This window comes from Rhodococcus sp. F64268, from assembly GCF_023015605.1.
Lineage (GTDB): Bacteria > Actinomycetota > Actinomycetes > Mycobacteriales > Mycobacteriaceae > Rhodococcus.
Genome location: NZ_JALKAI010000001.1, coordinates 315795 through 331501, shown reverse-complemented (window position 1 = coordinate 331501; position 15707 = coordinate 315795). Strand labels below are relative to the sequence as shown.

At 67.0% G+C, this 15707-nt stretch carries 16 protein-coding genes and 1 riboswitch; of the genes, 8 read left to right on the top strand and 8 right to left on the bottom strand.

The window, feature by feature from the left end; translation table 11 throughout:
- Positions 1 to 29: 29 nt before the first annotated feature.
- The 3 genes from MWU77_RS01515 to MWU77_RS01505 form a co-directional block, all read right to left on the bottom strand.
- Positions 30 to 575 (bottom strand): aromatic-ring-hydroxylating dioxygenase subunit beta, encoded by a 546-nt coding sequence (locus MWU77_RS01515; RefSeq protein ID WP_240959140.1) that lies wholly within the window; start codon positions 573 to 575, stop codon positions 30 to 32.
- A 451-nt stretch (positions 576 to 1026) separates the two neighbouring features.
- Positions 1027 to 1458: a MarR family winged helix-turn-helix transcriptional regulator gene (locus tag MWU77_RS01510; RefSeq protein ID WP_169688391.1), complete on the bottom strand. Its 432-nt coding sequence runs from the start codon at positions 1456 to 1458 to the stop codon at positions 1027 to 1029.
- Between the two features lie 46 nt (positions 1459 to 1504).
- Complete coding sequence (locus tag MWU77_RS01505; protein ID WP_169688390.1) at positions 1505 to 2974, bottom strand: NCS2 family permease; 1470 nt, start codon at positions 2972 to 2974, stop codon at positions 1505 to 1507.
- A gap of 81 nt (positions 2975 to 3055) precedes the next feature.
- Here MWU77_RS01505 and MWU77_RS01500 point away from each other — a divergent pair, with 81 nt between their 5' ends.
- Positions 3056 to 3304, top strand: coding sequence for a DUF2530 domain-containing protein (locus tag MWU77_RS01500; RefSeq protein WP_169688389.1), 249 nt, complete (start codon positions 3056 to 3058; stop codon positions 3302 to 3304).
- Positions 3305 to 3330: 26 nt separating this feature from the next.
- Here the strand turns inward: MWU77_RS01500 and MWU77_RS01495 are convergent, their stop codons facing one another.
- The 3 genes from MWU77_RS01495 to MWU77_RS01485 are packed head-to-tail and all read right to left on the bottom strand — an operon-like array spanning position 3331 to position 7508.
- Positions 3331 to 3879, bottom strand: coding sequence for a phosphatase PAP2 family protein (locus MWU77_RS01495; RefSeq protein ID WP_169688388.1), 549 nt, complete (start codon positions 3877 to 3879; stop codon positions 3331 to 3333).
- A 13-nt stretch (positions 3880 to 3892) separates the two neighbouring features.
- Positions 3893 to 6655 (bottom strand): ATP-binding protein, encoded by a 2763-nt coding sequence (locus tag MWU77_RS01490; protein WP_169688387.1) that lies wholly within the window; start codon positions 6653 to 6655, stop codon positions 3893 to 3895.
- A gap of 1 nt (position 6656) precedes the next feature.
- Positions 6657 to 7508 carry a DUF3027 domain-containing protein gene (locus MWU77_RS01485; RefSeq protein WP_169688386.1) on the bottom strand — a complete coding sequence of 284 codons (852 nt, stop codon included), beginning with the start codon at positions 7506 to 7508 and terminating at the stop codon, positions 6657 to 6659.
- A 94-nt stretch (positions 7509 to 7602) separates the two neighbouring features.
- Between MWU77_RS01485 and MWU77_RS01480 the strand changes: the two genes are divergently transcribed.
- The 3 genes from MWU77_RS01480 (at position 7603) to MWU77_RS01470 (ending at position 10695) form a co-directional block, all read left to right on the top strand.
- On the top strand, positions 7603 to 8394 hold the full coding sequence (locus MWU77_RS01480; protein ID WP_169688385.1) for a glutaminyl-peptide cyclotransferase: 792 nt from the start codon (positions 7603 to 7605) through the stop codon (positions 8392 to 8394).
- A 94-nt stretch (positions 8395 to 8488) separates the two neighbouring features.
- Positions 8489 to 10204, top strand: coding sequence for an MFS transporter (locus MWU77_RS01475; RefSeq protein WP_169688384.1), 1716 nt, complete (start codon positions 8489 to 8491; stop codon positions 10202 to 10204).
- Complete coding sequence (locus MWU77_RS01470; protein ID WP_240959138.1) at positions 10201 to 10695, top strand: DUF2771 domain-containing protein; 495 nt, start codon at positions 10201 to 10203, stop codon at positions 10693 to 10695. Before MWU77_RS01475 ends, MWU77_RS01470 begins: the two co-directional genes overlap by 4 nt.
- A gap of 99 nt (positions 10696 to 10794) precedes the next feature.
- Here the strand turns inward: MWU77_RS01470 and MWU77_RS24590 are convergent, their stop codons facing one another.
- Complete coding sequence (locus MWU77_RS24590) at positions 10795 to 11205, bottom strand: cold-shock protein (RefSeq protein ID WP_308198756.1); 411 nt, start codon at positions 11203 to 11205, stop codon at positions 10795 to 10797.
- Between the two features lie 152 nt (positions 11206 to 11357).
- Between MWU77_RS24590 and MWU77_RS01460 the strand changes: the two genes are divergently transcribed.
- From MWU77_RS01460 to MWU77_RS01450, 3 genes are all read left to right on the top strand, one after another.
- A complete protein-coding gene (locus MWU77_RS01460; RefSeq protein WP_169688383.1) occupies positions 11358 to 11600 on the top strand; it encodes a hypothetical protein in 243 nt (80 codons plus the stop codon).
- Complete coding sequence (locus MWU77_RS01455) at positions 11597 to 11989, top strand: YccF domain-containing protein (protein WP_169688382.1); 393 nt, start codon at positions 11597 to 11599, stop codon at positions 11987 to 11989. The genes MWU77_RS01460 and MWU77_RS01455 overlap by 4 nt, the downstream gene beginning before the upstream one ends.
- Before the next feature lie 218 nt (positions 11990 to 12207).
- A riboswitch (cyclic di-AMP (ydaO/yuaA leader) is annotated at positions 12208 to 12451 on the top strand.
- A gap of 9 nt (positions 12452 to 12460) precedes the next feature.
- Positions 12461 to 13048, top strand: a complete 588-nt coding sequence (locus MWU77_RS01450; RefSeq protein WP_169688381.1) for a transglycosylase family protein — start codon at positions 12461 to 12463, stop codon at positions 13046 to 13048.
- A gap of 101 nt (positions 13049 to 13149) precedes the next feature.
- On the opposite strand, the gene MWU77_RS01445 is transcribed toward MWU77_RS01450, so the two are convergent.
- Complete coding sequence (locus MWU77_RS01445) at positions 13150 to 13338, bottom strand: hypothetical protein (RefSeq protein ID WP_132472358.1); 189 nt, start codon at positions 13336 to 13338, stop codon at positions 13150 to 13152.
- A 60-nt stretch (positions 13339 to 13398) separates the two neighbouring features.
- Between MWU77_RS01445 and MWU77_RS01440 the strand changes: the two genes are divergently transcribed.
- On the top strand, positions 13399 to 15675 hold the full coding sequence (locus MWU77_RS01440; RefSeq protein WP_247272770.1) for a helicase-associated domain-containing protein: 2277 nt from the start codon (positions 13399 to 13401) through the stop codon (positions 15673 to 15675).
- The last annotated feature ends 32 nt before the right edge of the window (positions 15676 to 15707 follow it).

Sequence of the window (15707 nt, the reverse complement as noted above, 5' to 3'; positions counted from 1 at the left end):
CGGGCCCGGGGAGTTCTCGGGGTCGAATCTCAGAAGAAGAGAGAAAGATTGTGCGTACCGATGACACTGAGGTCGAGGTACACGGTGCGGCGCAGAAGCTTGAGTTCGCCGCCCTCGCGCCGGAGGACGTCGTCGCGTTCACCGGAGAGCATCTGCGGAGTTGTCTGCGACTGCCGTGTCCGGTAGATCAGGATGTTGCTCTTGACCCGGATGAGATCGTCGGCGCTCTCGTGAGGTCGAACGCGAATGTTGGTGACGAAGTGACGAACTCGTGATGGCGGATCCTCGGCCCACGCGTACTTCGTCTCACCTCGGGTCACCCGTGAATCGAGCGAGCCGAGATTCTCCTTGAGATGAAAGGTCGTGGCGGAGAATCCGGTACCCCGAGCCCTCTCCACGGTCTCGCGGACGGGCACCTGGTACTCGATGTCGCGACTGACCAGTTCACTCAGCCAGCGACGCTCTTCCAGATTGTCGAGCAACTCGGCCTCGTAATGCAGGAAGTCCACCACATCGACATGGCGTGGGTCGGACGTCGCGAGCGGGCGCTTCGCGATCAGGGACTGCGTGGTCAAACCTGTACCTCCCTCCAACTGCATACATTTTTGGATGCAGTTGAGTTTGTGGCACGGATCGCAGTTTGGCAAGACCCAATTTCGATCGTTACGACGCGGAAACAAACGAAGCGGGGAGGTTCCGTAATGGAACCTCCCCGCAACATTCCCTCTCGGGGAGCTACGCCACCGACGCGGTCCGCCGCTCCGTGCAGGGCAGCCGCAACCGCGTCTCGAGGACGGTCAGGCGCGCGAGCCCATGCGGCAGAGCCGCGTCGGCCCCTCTACCAGCCCCCAGGATGATCGATCCGAATCCCTCTGAGCTGCAGGGGTTTCGATGTTGTGCGGCAATTGCGCGACGCAGCGTTACAATGCTGCGTAGTGACCGGATCGGGCGCGATGACACGATCACCGCATGCAGCGACCGTGATGAGGTTTGCCGCGCTCGACGTCGCGGCGGGGGCTCAGAACACTAGCCGTCCTCGGCCACCAACTCGGTCAGAATGACGACCGCCTCGCGCAAGGTCGCGATGGCGTCGTCGTCGAGCTTCGTGAGACGTTCGGTCAGCCACACTTCACGCGCCTGGTGCTCATCGGCGAGCAAGCTGTCTCCCGTAGAAGACAACTTGACGATGATCTGCCTGCCGTCGGTGGGATGCGGAGTGCGATCTACGAGGCCGAGTTCGTTCAGCGAGGCGATCACACGGGTCATCGACGGCGGCTGAACCCGTTCGCGGGACGCGAGCACTCCAGGCGTCATCGCACCTTCCGTCCGCAACGTCTGCATGGCCGACAATTGCGTCAGAGTGACTCGGGAATGGCTACGCTGTCCCCGCAGATGCCGCGTCAAACGCACCACAGCAAGCGCGAGGTCGCCTGCGAGTGCCCGTGTGTCCGAGATCATGGCGAGCACAATACGGGACAGATCGGGCCTTCGACCCGCCGCTGTGTCAGGTGAGCAATTCCGTGAGCGGGTCCACGGCGAAGTACAGCCCGAACAGTATCGCCACGATCCACAGCAACGGATGAATAGTGCGTGCCTTGCCGCTCACCGCATGGAGGACGACCCAGGTGATGAAGCCGACGCCGATGCCGTTGGCGATCGAGTAGGTGAACGGCATCGCCATGATCGTCAGGAAGGCGGGGAGCGCGACAGCAAACTTCGTGAAGTCGATTTCGCGGACCTGGCCGATCATGAGCGCACCGACGACGACGAGTGCGGGCGCAGCGGCCTCGATCGGCACAACCTCGTAGAGGGGTGTCAGGAACATCGCGAGCAGGAACATCAGGCCGGTTACGACGTTGGCGAGGCCGGTACGGGCCCCTTCGGCAATGCCCGACGCGGACTCGACGAACACGGTGTTCGACGATGCGGAGGCTCCGCCACCGACGATGGCTCCGGCGCCTTCGACGACGAGGGCTTTGCCGATGCCCGGCAGATTGCCGTCCTTGTCGGTGAGGTTGCCTTCCTTACCCAGGCCCGTCATGGTGCCCATCGCGTCGAAGAAGTTGGCGAGCACGAGGGTGAACACCAGCAACGACGCGGCGATCACGCCGATACGGGTGAACGCGCCGAACAGATTGACGTCACCGACCAAGGACAGGTCGGGGAGGCCGATGAAGGAATCGGGCGCTGCGGGAAGGCCGAGGTTCCAGCCCTTCGGGTTGGTGCCCTGCGACGGTCCGACCTCCGCGATGGCCTCGACGATCATTGCGAGGATCGTGGTGGCGACGATGCCGATGAGCAGGCCGCCCCGCACCTTCCGCACCACGAGGACACCCATGAGCAGCACACCCACGATGAAAACGAAGGTCGGCCACGACGCGATGGAACCGTCGATTCCCAGTCCGACGGGGACCGTGGTCCCTGCCGCGTCGGGGATGCGCCTCACGAAACCGGCGTCGACCATCCCGATGAAGGCGATGAAGGCGCCGATACCTGCGGCGATCGCCGCCTTGAGTTCCTTCGGGATCGCGTTGAACACCGCTGTGCGGAAACCGGTGAGGGCGAGCGCCACGATGATGATGCCGTCGATGACGACCAGACCCATCGCTTCGGGCCATGTCACCTGAGGGGCGATCGTCACGGCGAGCAGGCTGTTGATACCCAGGCCTGCGGCGATCGCGAACGGATAGTTGGCGACAACACCGAAGACGATGCTCATCAGACCGGCGACGAGAGCGGTGACCGCGGCAACCTGGTTGACCGGCAGGATGTTGCCGAGGACGTCGACCTTCGCGGTCGCGTCGTCAGCGGAGAAGCTGCCGAGAATCAAGGGGTTGAGCACCACGATGTACGACATCGCGAAGAACGTGACGAGTCCACCACGTACCTCCCGCGAGACCGTCGAACCTCGTTCGGTGATCTTGAAGTACGTGTCCAGGAATGATGATCTCTTGGAATCGGTGCCTACGGCCATGTCCACTTTTTCCGCTCGTCGAGTACGGTGCGTCGCAACGGGTGAAGATTATTGCAGCGATGAGGATCTAATCTGCAATTCGTGAGAGATTCAGAAATCATCGCCGGACGGATCCGTGCCATCGCCGACCCCCGGCCCGCACTCGCGATCGGAACGGGGCTCTGGGTGGTCGTCACGCTCGCGGTCCTGATCATCGGCGAGCGCTGGTCGGCTGCACTTCCAGTCTGCATCGCCGGAATCATCGTGGGGCTCTTGGGAACTGGACTGTTCCTCGTTCAACGCTCGGCGTCGCGTCGCGGTCGGCGGGGTGCGCAGGTGGGTCTCGAGTGAGACCACCGAGGCCTCGGCGTCACGAGCTAGCCGCGTAGCCGGTTGCCCTGCACCCACGTGAGCAACCACACCCACAGTAACGCCCAGCCGAAGCCGAGAATCCACCCGGCGAGGACGTCGGTCAACCAGTGCACCGCGAGGTACACACGGCTCAGCCCCACCAGCACCGTGTAGGTACCGAGACCGACGATCGCGACCGTTCTCCGGCCATCGCCACGGGGCCACACGCGCATCGCGACGACCGCGAGGGTCGTCGCAAGCACCGCGCTCATCATCGCGTGTCCCGATGGAAACGACCACGTGGCAAGGTGCAGCAGCCGTTCGGGTTCGTCCGGACGCGCCCGGACCACCAGATTCTTGATCGCCGTCATAACAGGCCATGCCGTGGCCACCGCTCCCCCGACCAGTAACGCGTCTGCCGGCCTCGAGGTCCGTAAGAGCAGCAGCACCGCAGTCGTGGCGATCACCAGGTTCGCGATCCCGCCGCCGGCGTGGGTGACCAGAGTGAGCGCCGTTGTGAGCTCCGGGCTGCGAATGCCGACAACCCAATCGAGTGTCGCCTCGTCGATGTTCACGTGCTGTCGATGCTCACGACTTACGGGACAACCCGGCGAGGGCCGCCGGCAGGCCGAGACGCGTGCAGTGGACGGTGCCGGAGACGTCGACCCACCACGGCACCGCGCGCTCGCCGGTGATCGCGCCGGTACAGCGCACCGTGAGCTGTTCGTGTATCACCAGTGGCGTCGTCGGTATCGGAAGGCCCGACGCCACCGCGGCGAGCACCGCATCCGGTTCACGCCGCCACGTCGTGGCCTCTCCCGGCCCCGTCGGTTCGCCGGACATCACGGCCGACGCTGCCGCGATGTCGAGAAACTCGGCGAGCGGGGCCGCGGCAGCGTGGTCGACGACGATCAGCCGATCGGCCGGAATCGCCGAAGCGAACCACGGCCGGTCGGCCACGAGAGCATCTGCGGCATCGACGACAGAGCCCGCGAGGCTACGAACTCCGGCCGGCAGGATCACGCCGTCGAGATCGACGGTGCCCGCGGCGTAGGACTGCGCGAGCGCGGTGTGCGCAGCCACGACAGCGGCGGGGTCCGGACGCCGCCCCGGATCGGCGAGCCGATCGAGGAGTATCTCGGCGAGGTGAGGATCGTCGACCCGGGTTCCGGCCAGGCAGGTACGGAAGGCTCCCGCATCGGGATGCGTACACGGATCGAGCAGACCGTCGAAGACCGCGTCGTCCACGTACCGTAGGTGGCCGAGCGGCTGATCGCCCAGGACGGCGTAGGTGCGCAGCCACCAAGCCGTGTAGCCGTCACGGTCGGTGAGTGTCGCCGCGGTGTCGGGCTCGGCAGCGAGCAGCGAGAGCGCCCGCTCCCAGCGGGTCTCGTCGACGAGGTCGAGATCGCGCACCGCTACCAGCGTGTCGGGATCGGTATCGATCGTCTGCCACCAGACGTCCTCGTCGGGCAGGTCGTGGTCGGGTCCGGTCGGCAGGTCGGCGCGCAACACGGTGAATCCCCATCCGACGCCGATCGCCCGCAGCGCAGCGGCGCCGTATTTCTCGACGTAATCGGCGTCGATCGTGCCGAACGGCGAATCCTCGACGAGAACTTCCGCGAGAGGTGCATCCGGAAGAAGCAGTTCGTCAGCGGGTGCGAGTTCACCATCCGCGCCGGGCAACAACAGCCTCCCGAGTTCGCGGGGCACGGCCCCTGCGGGGACCTTCGCGACGAGTGTCAACACGACGGCGGCGAGGTCCTCGGCCGCTCGGTCGTCGGGATCGTCGTACACCTCGTCGATGGCTGCGGCGAGCGCCGGATCACCGAGCAGATCTTCTGCTGTCGCGACACCCGCGCCGAGCCGGGTCAGCAGCGGGTGCGCCGCATCGGGGTGCACAAGCCTCACCCACGGAAATGCGACGGAGCCGAGGTCGTGCAGCACGACGGTCCGCGGCCCGGTCACGGTCCGCCCATCGGACAGCGGCACTGGAAGGGCCGCGAGCTCCTCGGCCGCGACGGCGTCGACGACCAGGGGCGCCAGCGCCTCGTACAACCTGTTCCACCAGGCCGGCTCCCGCGAGTGCCCGGCAAGTAGATCGGCGACTCGCGCGAGACCGATGCGGTGCACGTCGAGCGCAGCAAGCGCCGCCGCGTGTCGAGGTGAGCACAACGCCGGAGAGATCAGTCCCGGGACGACCTCGTCGAGTGCCTCGGCAAGAGCGTCGTCGAGTCCGGTCAGCGCTGTCGCGCGGTCGGGCGCGAGATCGTCGCCCCCGCCTGCGGCGGGCAACCACCGGGTGCGACGCAGCTCGTCGAACAGTGCCTCACGGATGCGTCCGTCGACCTCGCTGCGCGCGAAACCCGGTGTGGGCACCACTGCGAGTCGCTGATCACCGGGTAGTGCCGCGACGAAGTCTGCGTAGCCCGACGCAAGCTGTTCCACGGGCGCGCCCGGCAGAACCCGCCGCCGGTCGGGCTGCATCGCAATGTCGGCGACGACAAGGGCGGGCAACGACAGTTCCTCGTCCGACCGGGTGGGTGCGCGGAGCACGTCGTCGCCGACCGGCCGGACCACACCGTCGACGACGGGCACGAGCCATCGGGTCGAAGCGCCACGATGCTCCCACCAGCAGTGATCGCCGATGCGCAGTTCCCGCAGACCGGACTCGAGAACACGTTCGGTGCGGACGAACTCGGCGTCGTCGATGACGATCGTCTGCAGTGAGGGCAGTTCGAGCAACAGATCGACCGCCTCGCGGCGGAAGTCGCCGAGCAGCGTTTCGACATCGATTCCGGAACGGACGTCGAGCACCACTTCGGTGTCGCTCCCCTCAACCGGTGCCGTCGTGCTGGGCCACACCAGACGCAGAGTCGGCACAGTGCGGCCGGACACGGCCAATCCGTGTTCGGTCAGCAGGTCACGGGTCTGTGCAGCGGAGAACCTGATGGCCCCGGTGCGCGACCGCACCTCCACCTCGTCGGAAATCGCGAGAACGGCGGTGAATCCGACGCCGAACCGTCCGATACCAGCGGTCTTGCTCGACGCACGCAACGCGGTCAGTGCCTGGACACCGGCCTCGTCGAGGGGCGCTCCGGTGTTGGCGACATGCAGGCAGGTTCCGACGCGCCACACCCGCAGCGTGCCCGGGACACCGGCACGACTTGCAGCGTCGGCAGCGTTCTGGGCCAGCTCGGTCAGAACCCGGTCGCGGTATCCGGCGCGGACGAGATCCGCTTCGGTGGCGATGTCCTCCCGCAAGCGTGTCGGCGATGACTGCCACGCGGTGACGAGACCATCGCGCAGCGCCGCGGTGCCGAACGGATCCGCGGTGTCGGAGGCGTGCACGTCAGTCGGTCTGTTCCGACTGTGCGTTCTCGGTGACGGCTGGGTGGTCGGTGGGCTCTGCAGCGGCACCGGGAAGTTCGACGACCTCCACCGCTCCGTCGTCGTACGCGTCGAACTTCGGTGAACCCGCGCCGGTGGGCAGGGTGGTATCGGAGTGGGCGCCGCAACCGTATTCGGCGTGCACCACATGACCGTCGGCGGCGAGTTCGTTTCCGCACACACCGAACGCTGCCCGCAGCGACCCTGCGAGCGGCAGGTAGAACCCACACAGCATGCACGTCGACGGTGCGGCCTTCGCCATCTCCGAGCGGGGGCCGTATTCACCGTCGAACCAGCGCTCTGCTGCGGCGAGCCGGCCTTCGCGACTCATCACCTGTTTGCGGCCGAGCCCGATTTCACCGGCGGTCTCGTCGACGTCGGGATCACCTGAGGCGGTGTAGCCGGGAACGAGCCGCTCGTCGTCCGGCGCAGGGGCCAGCAGGTCGCCGGGCCCCAGGTCGCCGGGGCGGATGCGTTCGTTCCACGGCACCCATGCGGGCGCAACCAGCGATTCGGGGCCCGGAAGCAATACGAGTTCACTGACGGTGACGTGATCGGATTCGGGTGCCGCGGCCACCACAACGGCCCACTGCCAGCCGTGATACCCGACCAGATCGGCTGCGAAGCGGTGGGTCGCTGCGCATTCGTCCTCGGCGGTGACGCCCAGATAGGTGCCGACCGCGCCCTCTCCGACCTCGCTCAGGGCAGCCCGAGCGACCTCGACGGCCTCCGCGAGCACCGATCGGACGGCCGGATCCACCGAAGGAACCGTTCCGGGGGCAACGGCAGAAGATGCAACGCTCACGGGCACCATTGTGCCGGACTGTTGCCCCGGCATGGTGCCCGGCCACGAGAAGACATGAGACTGCTGAGAAGAAGCAGGAGGGAACACCGGGAAAATGAACCCCATGACACGTCGACCGGCTCCCTTCGTGCTCGCACTCGTCCTCCTGACCGCGGGATGCAGCGACACCGTCGTCGGCGAAACCGGGCCACCCGTGGATCGACTACGCGTCGAGGTCGTTGCGGAGCATCCACACGATCCGGCGGCATTCACCCAGGGCCTCGAAGTGGACGACGGTGAATTGTTCGAGGGCACCGGGCGTGAGGGGTCGTCATGGCTGTCGGCCCGCCCACTCGACTCCCCCACCGAACGCATCCGGGTGCCGCTTCCCGACGACATGTTCGGGGAAGGCATCACCGTCACCGACACGGCGGTGTGGCAGCTCACGTGGAAGGACGGTGTGGCGTTCGTCCGCGACCGCGACACTTTGACGGAGCAGCGACGGATCGACTACGACGGTGAGGGCTGGGGTCTGTGCGACCAACCCGTCCGGCTCGTGATGAGCGACGGCTCCGCAGACCTCACGTTCCGGGACCGCGACACGTTTGCCGAACTGGGACGGGTGACGGTACATCGCGACGGCCGTGCGGTGTCGAACCTGAACGAACTCGAATGCACCGACGACGGCGCCGTCTACGCGAACGTGTGGAAGACCGAGGAGATCGTGCGGATCGATCCCGAGTCCGGGCGGGTCGAGGCCGCGATCGACGCATCTGCCCTGCGCAACCGACTCGACGAAGCCGATCGAGACGAGGTGGATGTCTTGAACGGCATCGCCCACATCCCCGGTACGGACCGATTCCTGGTGACAGGCAAGTTGTGGCCGACGCTGTTCGAAGTCCGGTTCGTCCCGTGAGTGCGGCACGCGCGGCCTGCACGCCCGGGCATTGCGCGCGACGCGACAACCGGCCCGACTGCACAACACGTGCGCGGTGGTGAAGAATCGAAGAGTGACCGAACGGGAAGAGCGACCTGCCGACAAGGCGGACGATCGTGCCCCGGGCTCTCGGCATCCGGGGTACAGCAACTATCCGCCGCCGCGCCGCACCTCTGCGCGCCGCACACCGTTGCCGCCATTGCATCCGATAGACGAGTCGTATCGCTCGCGCCCCGAGGACACCGACAAGCGCGCGGTGGGGAGAGGCGCCGGACAGTCGAAGGATTCCGCGGACGCGAAGGACGACCGCGCGGGCGACACCAGTGGGCCCCGCGCTCCGAGAATGCCCCGCAAACTCACCGTGACGCGCGTTGCTGCGTTCCGAAGCCGCGAGCTCACCAACAAGGGAATCGCCACGTTCCGTCGGGCCGCAACCGCCGACGGCGCCGACAAGTCGGGCCTGACGGCACTGATGTACGCGACCATGGCGAACTTCGCGGCCGACGCCGCGATGGCGGTGGCGCTGGCGAACACGCTGTTCTTCTCGGCGGCGACCGGTGAGGACAAGACGAAGGTCGCGTTGTATCTGCTCATCACCATCGCGCCGTTCGCCGTCATCGCCCCGTTGATCGGTCCGCTCCTGGATCGGCTTCAGCACGGTCGTCGCGTGGCGCTGGCGACGTCGTTCGGGTTGCGGACCGTCCTCGCCGTCATCTTGATCTTCAACTTCGACAGTTGGGCACTGTATCCCGCCGCGCTGGCAATGATGGTGCTCAGCAAATCGTTCGCGGTGCTCAAATCCGCGGTCACCCCGCGCGTGTTGCCACCCGAGATAGACCTGGTGCGTGTCAATTCCCGACTCACCGTGTTCGGCTTGGTCGGAGGCACCCTCGGCGCCGGAGCGATTGCCGGTGCAGCAGCGTGGGCGTTCGATTCGGCGGGCGCACTGTGGCTGTGTGCCGCGATCACCGTTCTCGGCGCGTACCTGAGCATGCGGATACCGGCCTGGGTCGAGGTCACCGAGGGTGAGGTACCCGCGACATTGTCGTACCGCGGGTCCGATGCCCGCACCGAGGTGCTCGACACCAAGACCGAGGTGCTCTCCCCCGGCGGCAAGAACAGGCAGCCCCTCGGCCGCACGGTTGTCACCGGGTTGTGGGGCAACGGCACCATCCGTGTGCTCACCGGGTTCCTCACCCTGTTCATCGCCTTCGTGGCGAAGAGCGCCACCGAACAATCACCGCTCATGCAGGCTGCGATGCTCGGCCTCGTCGGCGCTGCCGCCGCGATCGGGAATTTCGCTGGGAATGCGACCGGCGCACGGATGGCGTTGGGGCGTCCCGCGCTGATCGTTGTGCGTTGCGCGGCCGCAGCAGTCGTCGTGGCGGCGATCGTGGCTGCAACGGACAACGTGCTCGCCGCCGCCCTGGCCGCGTTGGTCGCCGCCTGCGCCAGCGCCCTCGCGAAGGTCTCGCTCGACGCCTCGCTGCAACAGGATCTGCCCGAGGAGTCCATTGCCTCCGGATTCGGCCGGTCCGAGACCGTCCTGCAGCTGAGCTGGGTGCTGGGGGGCGCCATGGGGGTTCTGCTTCCGACCGAGCTGTGGATCGGGTTCTCGGTCGTGACGGTGGTGCTGGTTCTCGGTTTCGCGCAGACCCTGCTCACCTACCGTGGAAAGACGTTGCTGCCCGGCCTGGGCGGCAGGAGGCCCGAGCACGCCTCCACCGAACCTGCCGACGAGCGTCGCGTGCGCACGGATGAGCAGCCGACACGAAATGGGAGCCGATGAATCTGCAAGCCCGGACGAAGAAGGCGATCGCGCTGATCGCGGTAGTCCTGGTGGTGGTCGCCGTGGGTATCGGCGCGGTGGTGTGGAGACTCGTCGACTCGGCCGAGCCGCGACTGCCCGAGATCACAGCCTTCGGAGACGGAAACTCGGTCACGGTCCCTCCGACACAGCACTGCAACATCAATCTCGAGGACTGCGTCGAGAATCCGATCACGCAACTCCCCGTTCGCGCCGGATTCCCGCTTCAGTTGTCGCTGCCGTCGGAGATCTCGGGTGCACCGTGGCGTCTGATCGCCGTGTACGGCGATCTCCAGACGGGTGAGACGTTCCTCGACGGCATCATGGTCGAGCCGGGACAGCAGCGCGCGATCACCGTGCCGAGCGATCCGAATCTGCAGTTGCTCGGCGTGGAAGTCCAGTTGCCCTCCGCTGTGGTCGACGAAGCCGGCGAGCCGATCGCTCACGCCGTGTGGGCTGTCCAGACGTTCTGACGCGGCCCGGTCGAGGTCACTCCTCGGTCCGATGATGACCGAATGCCGTATCCGATTCGATCGGATACGGCATTCGACGTTTCTGACCTCGCGGTCCGCTCAGTGATCGAGTTCGCGCGCGATGGCGCGCATGACCTCGGAGATCCGCTGTCCCGCCTTGCGGTCCGGGTAGCGTCCACGCTGGAGGTCGGGCTGGACCGCGACTTCGAGAAGCTTGATCATGTCCTCGACCATGCCGTGCAGTTCGTCGGGCGAGCGTCGCTCACGCGCCGGTGCCTCGCGCCGTCCGGCCTGTTGCCGCAGCGACGGCTTCTCGAGCAATTCGACCTTGAGCGCCTGCGGTCCGCGACGACCGACCGCCATTCCGAATTCGACGCGCTGGCCCGCTTTGAGGCTCTCGACACCCTCGGGGAGCGCCGACGCGCGAACATAGACGTCCTCGCCTTCATCCTGAGACAGGAAGCCGAAGCCCTTCTCGACGTCGTACCATTTCACCTTGCCGGTCGGCACCGCGCTCACCTGCTCCTGGACGGCCGTGCCCGTGGGCACGATATGGACATGCAAAACAACGCGCCCCAAACTCATCGAGCGGGACGCGCAGACGCATTCAGTGTACCCCGGCGCACATTCCGCCCCCGACTGCCGGCGACTACCGTGGACACGTGGGTAACTCTTCTTCCGATTCAGCTCGTGCACCCCGTCGGGGCCTGCTCAACGCCGCCATCGCGTGCTTCCTGGTGGGCATCGTGGCAGTGGTCGCAATCTTCCTGACACCGATCGTCACCGACGGCAAGCCGGGTCTCGTCCTGTTCCTACTCACTCTCGCGTGGCCGCTGGGCTTCGCGTTGGCAATCGCGTTCGCGCTGCAGTCAGGTCGGCGCTCGAAGGGCGGTAACGGTTCATGAGGGTCGTTCTCAACATCATCTGGCTGATCTTCGGCGGCCTGTGGCTGGCGCTCGGGTACTTCCTCGCGGGGATCATCTGCTGCATCCTCATCATCACCATCCCGTTCGGTATCGCCGCCTTCCGCATCGGCGTGTACGCACTGTGGCCGTTCGGTAAGACGACAGTCGACAAGCCGACCGCGGGGGCAGGTTCCCTGATCGGGAATGTGATCTGGATCGTGGTGGCAGGCATCTGGCTGGCGCTCGGGCACATCGCGACGGCGATCGCGATGGCCATCACGATCATCGGCATTCCGCTCGCGATTGCGAACCTCAAGATGATCCCGATCTCCCTGATGCCGCTCGGAAAAGACATCGTTTCCGTCGACTCACGCCCGACATACCTGTGACCTTAATCACATAACGAGCTGATAACAAGGCGGGCTCGAAACGGCAGAGACGGTCTACTCGCGCGACTACCAGCGAGTTCTCTCGAGCATCGCCCCAGCACAGCCTCGACTGCGCGACCGGTCGCGCGTTATCAATTGGTGACACTCGCCCACCCGAACCGTTACCGTCGTCTTCGGTCGAACCGCCTGGTCCGACCAACCCGGGCCCGCCGCGCCAAATTCCTGTCCCGCGGAAGTCCGGTTATCCCGACGAACGATCCACAAAGGGACAGGAAACGGGGGACCCAACCGGTCTCCCTCGGAAGCACCCGGCCCCCGCCGGACGCTTCCCCGGAGGCCCGGCCCGCCGCTCACGCGACAGGCCTTGGGGTGAAGCCGGAACGCTCGACGAGCGCAACGGCCGGACTACCTCTTCAGTCCGAACCCGACAGCTGACCTCGTAGGCGCGTACGGAGAGGAAACGGAACCGACATGAGCGGACGCCATCGCAAGCCCACCAACACCGGCCGGACCGTCGCGAAGTTCGCGCTGACCGGCGCCGTCCTCGGCGTCACGGGTGTCGCCTTCAGCGGCACCGCCGCGGCAGCACCCGATTCCGATTGGGACCGCCTCGCACAGTGCGAGTCCGGCGGCAACTGGGCCATCGCCACCGGCAACGGCTACCACGGCGGCCTTCAGTTCTCGCCGAGCACCTGGAACGCCTACGGCGGCCAGGAATACGCGCCCACCGCAAACCAGGCCAGCCGCGACCAGCAGATCGTCGTCGCCGAGCGTGTCCTCGCGGGCCAGGGCTGGGGCGCATGGCCGTCCTGCTCCTCGAGCCTCGGACTGTCCAGCGCTCCGACTCAGCGTGAGGCCCCCAGCGCCCCCGCTCAGTCCACCCCCGCGCCGGTCACCGAGAACCGTGCGGTTCCGCAGCTCGCCGAGGTTCCGGAGCTGCCCGCCGAGGCCCAGGGCATCATCGACGGCTTCGAGCAGGGTGTCGACGCCCTGCAGGCCGCCGGTATCGCGCTCGACCCGGCCGTCCTCGACGCAGTCCGCGCAGTTCTGCCCCAGTAGGCAGCACACAGCGACACAAACTGAAGAACCCCGCACCGGATCGGTGCGGGGTTCTTGTTGTCGGGAGTCCGGCAGTCGAGGAAGTCTCGATATCGAGGAACTCAGCGGTTGATGACGGTACGCGGGTGCGTGTACGGAAGCTCGTCCGCCGGGACCGGGAACACGGCGTCCTCGCCGTACGGGGAGAGCGGACCCGAACGCGTCGACGACAGTTCGGTGACCGCGTGGTCACCGTCTGCCAACTCCGGCCATCCGCGATCGACGTAGAGGTTCTTCGATTTGTCAGCCATGACGCTCATTTTGGCAGGTGAGTTCGTCTCAGGCCATCCCAGGTGCCTAATCTGGAGCGGATGACACCCACCACGCCCGCCCCCGACACCGGATCGGACTCTCTTGCCCGGTGGCTGTCCGATCGCCGCGACACGGAACTCGTCGAGCTTCTGCGCTCGCGACCGGACCTGGTGGTGCCCCCACCCGCGTCCATGGGCGTGCTTGCGAACCGCGCACGTCAGCGCGCGTCGGTGTTCCGCGCAGCGAACGACTTCACGACCGCCGAGTTCGGAATCATCGAGGCACTTGCCCGTCTCGGGGCCGTAGATGAGGCGGTGGCCCGGAAAACTCTCGTCGATGATCTGCGGGGACGGATCACCGCCAAGGCCGTCGATCGGATTCTCGACCGGCTGCGTTCCGTCCTGCTGGTGTGGGACACACCCGAGGGTCTGCGTCTGGTTGCGGCTGCCGTGGAAGCGGTGCCGTGGCGGGTCGGGCGCACCCCCGAGACGGACGCGTTCACCCGCGAGGAACTCGACGTCGTCCTCGCCGAACTCGACCCCGCGCAGCGCGGAATCCTCGACACCCTGGCACGCACGTCACCCATCGGGCGTACCCGCGACGCCGCTCCTGGCTCCGACGAGACGCGGCCCGTCCAGAGGCTGCTGGCATCCGGGTTGCTCACCCGCATCGACGACGAGACGGTCGAACTTCCTCACAAGGTCGGGCAAGCGCTACGGGGCGAAGCACCGTTCGATCCGGCATCGCTGCTCGCTCCGAGCGTCGAGGCAGGCACCAAGGCTGCCACCGACACGAACAGCACCGCAGCAGGGGCCGCCCTCGAGCTGCTGCGTCACTGCGAGGACCTGGTCACCGCACTGGGCCGACAACCCGCTCCCGCTCTGCGTTCCGGTGGCCTCGGGGTTCGCGAACTCCACCGACTGGCGAAGGCACTGGACCTCACCGACGACCACACCGCATTGCTCGTCGAGGTACTCGCGGCTGCGGGACTCATCGCACGCGGAAATCCCGACCCCGCCCCATCGGGCGACATCGACGACTACTGGGCTCCCACCACCTCGGCGGACGGATGGCTCACCGCGAACACCGCGCATCGTTGGGCGGTGCTCGCCGGCGCGTGGCTCGACGCACCACGACGGCCCTGGTTGATCGGGCGCCGGGATCAGAACGACAAGCCGATCGCAGCCCTGTCCGCGGAGGTGAACTCCCCGACCGCGGCCTACGACCGCAGACTGCTCCTCGAAGTCCTTGCCGACCACGTCGCGCCGACCACCGCCGAGGTGCAGGCCATTGCCGCATGGCGGCGGCCGCGGTCGGCAGGTCACTTCGGCCACGAGACGGTGTCCGAGACGATTCGCGAGGCCACCGCACTCGCACTGGTCGCTCACGGCAGCCTCGGCTCACCGGGCAAGGCGCTGCTCCACGGCGGCGACGCCGAGGCGGAGATGGCGAACGCACTCCCCGATCCTGTCGACTACGTCCTCGTCCAGGCCGACCTCACCGTCGTCGCTCCGGGTCCGCTCGTCGCAGAACTGGCCGGGCGGGTCGCACTCGTCGCCGACGTCGAATCGGCCGGTGCCGCCACCGTCTACCGGATCAGTGAGGGCAGTGTGCGCCGCGCGCTCGACGCGGGCCTGGGTGCCGGTGATCTGCACGCCCTGTTCTCGGCCCATTCGCGCACACCCGTCCCCCAGTCCCTGACCTACCTGATCGACGACGTGGCACGGCGCCACGGTCGTCTGCGTGCCGGCATCGCGTCGTCGTTCGTGCGCGCCGACGATCCGGCACTTCTCGCAGAAGTGCTCGCGGCACCGGTCGCGGCGACGTTGGCGTTGCGCGCGGTCGCCCCGACCGTTGCGATCTCGCAGGCACCCCTCGCCGAGGTACTCACCTCGCTGCGAGCGGCCGGCTTCGCACCGGCGGGCGAGGATGCGTCGGGTGCGGTGCTGGATCTGCGCCCGCGCGGCGCACGGCTGGTCGTGCCGCGGTCGCGTCCCCGATACGCCGGCCCCCTGCCGCCCAACGACGAACAGCTGGAGACACTGGTACGCACCCTGCGTGCGGGCGATCGTGCCGCCTCCGCGCCGGCAAGCAAACCGGTGCGCGGAGACGGAAGCCGCACCGGAGGTGCGGCCACGATGGCGTTGTTGCAGCTGGCTGTGCACGCGAAACGCAGTGTCACCCTCGGGTACGTCGATGCTCAGGGCACCGCGACCCGTCGCATCGTCGATCCGGTCAGCGTCGCAGGCGGGCAACTCGAAGCGTTCGACCCCGCGACCGGCTCGGTGCGCAGTTTCGTACTCCATCGCGTCTCGTCGGTAGCGCTGGTCGACTGAACCTCCCGTTTCCCCCAGCCGCCCGGCCACAT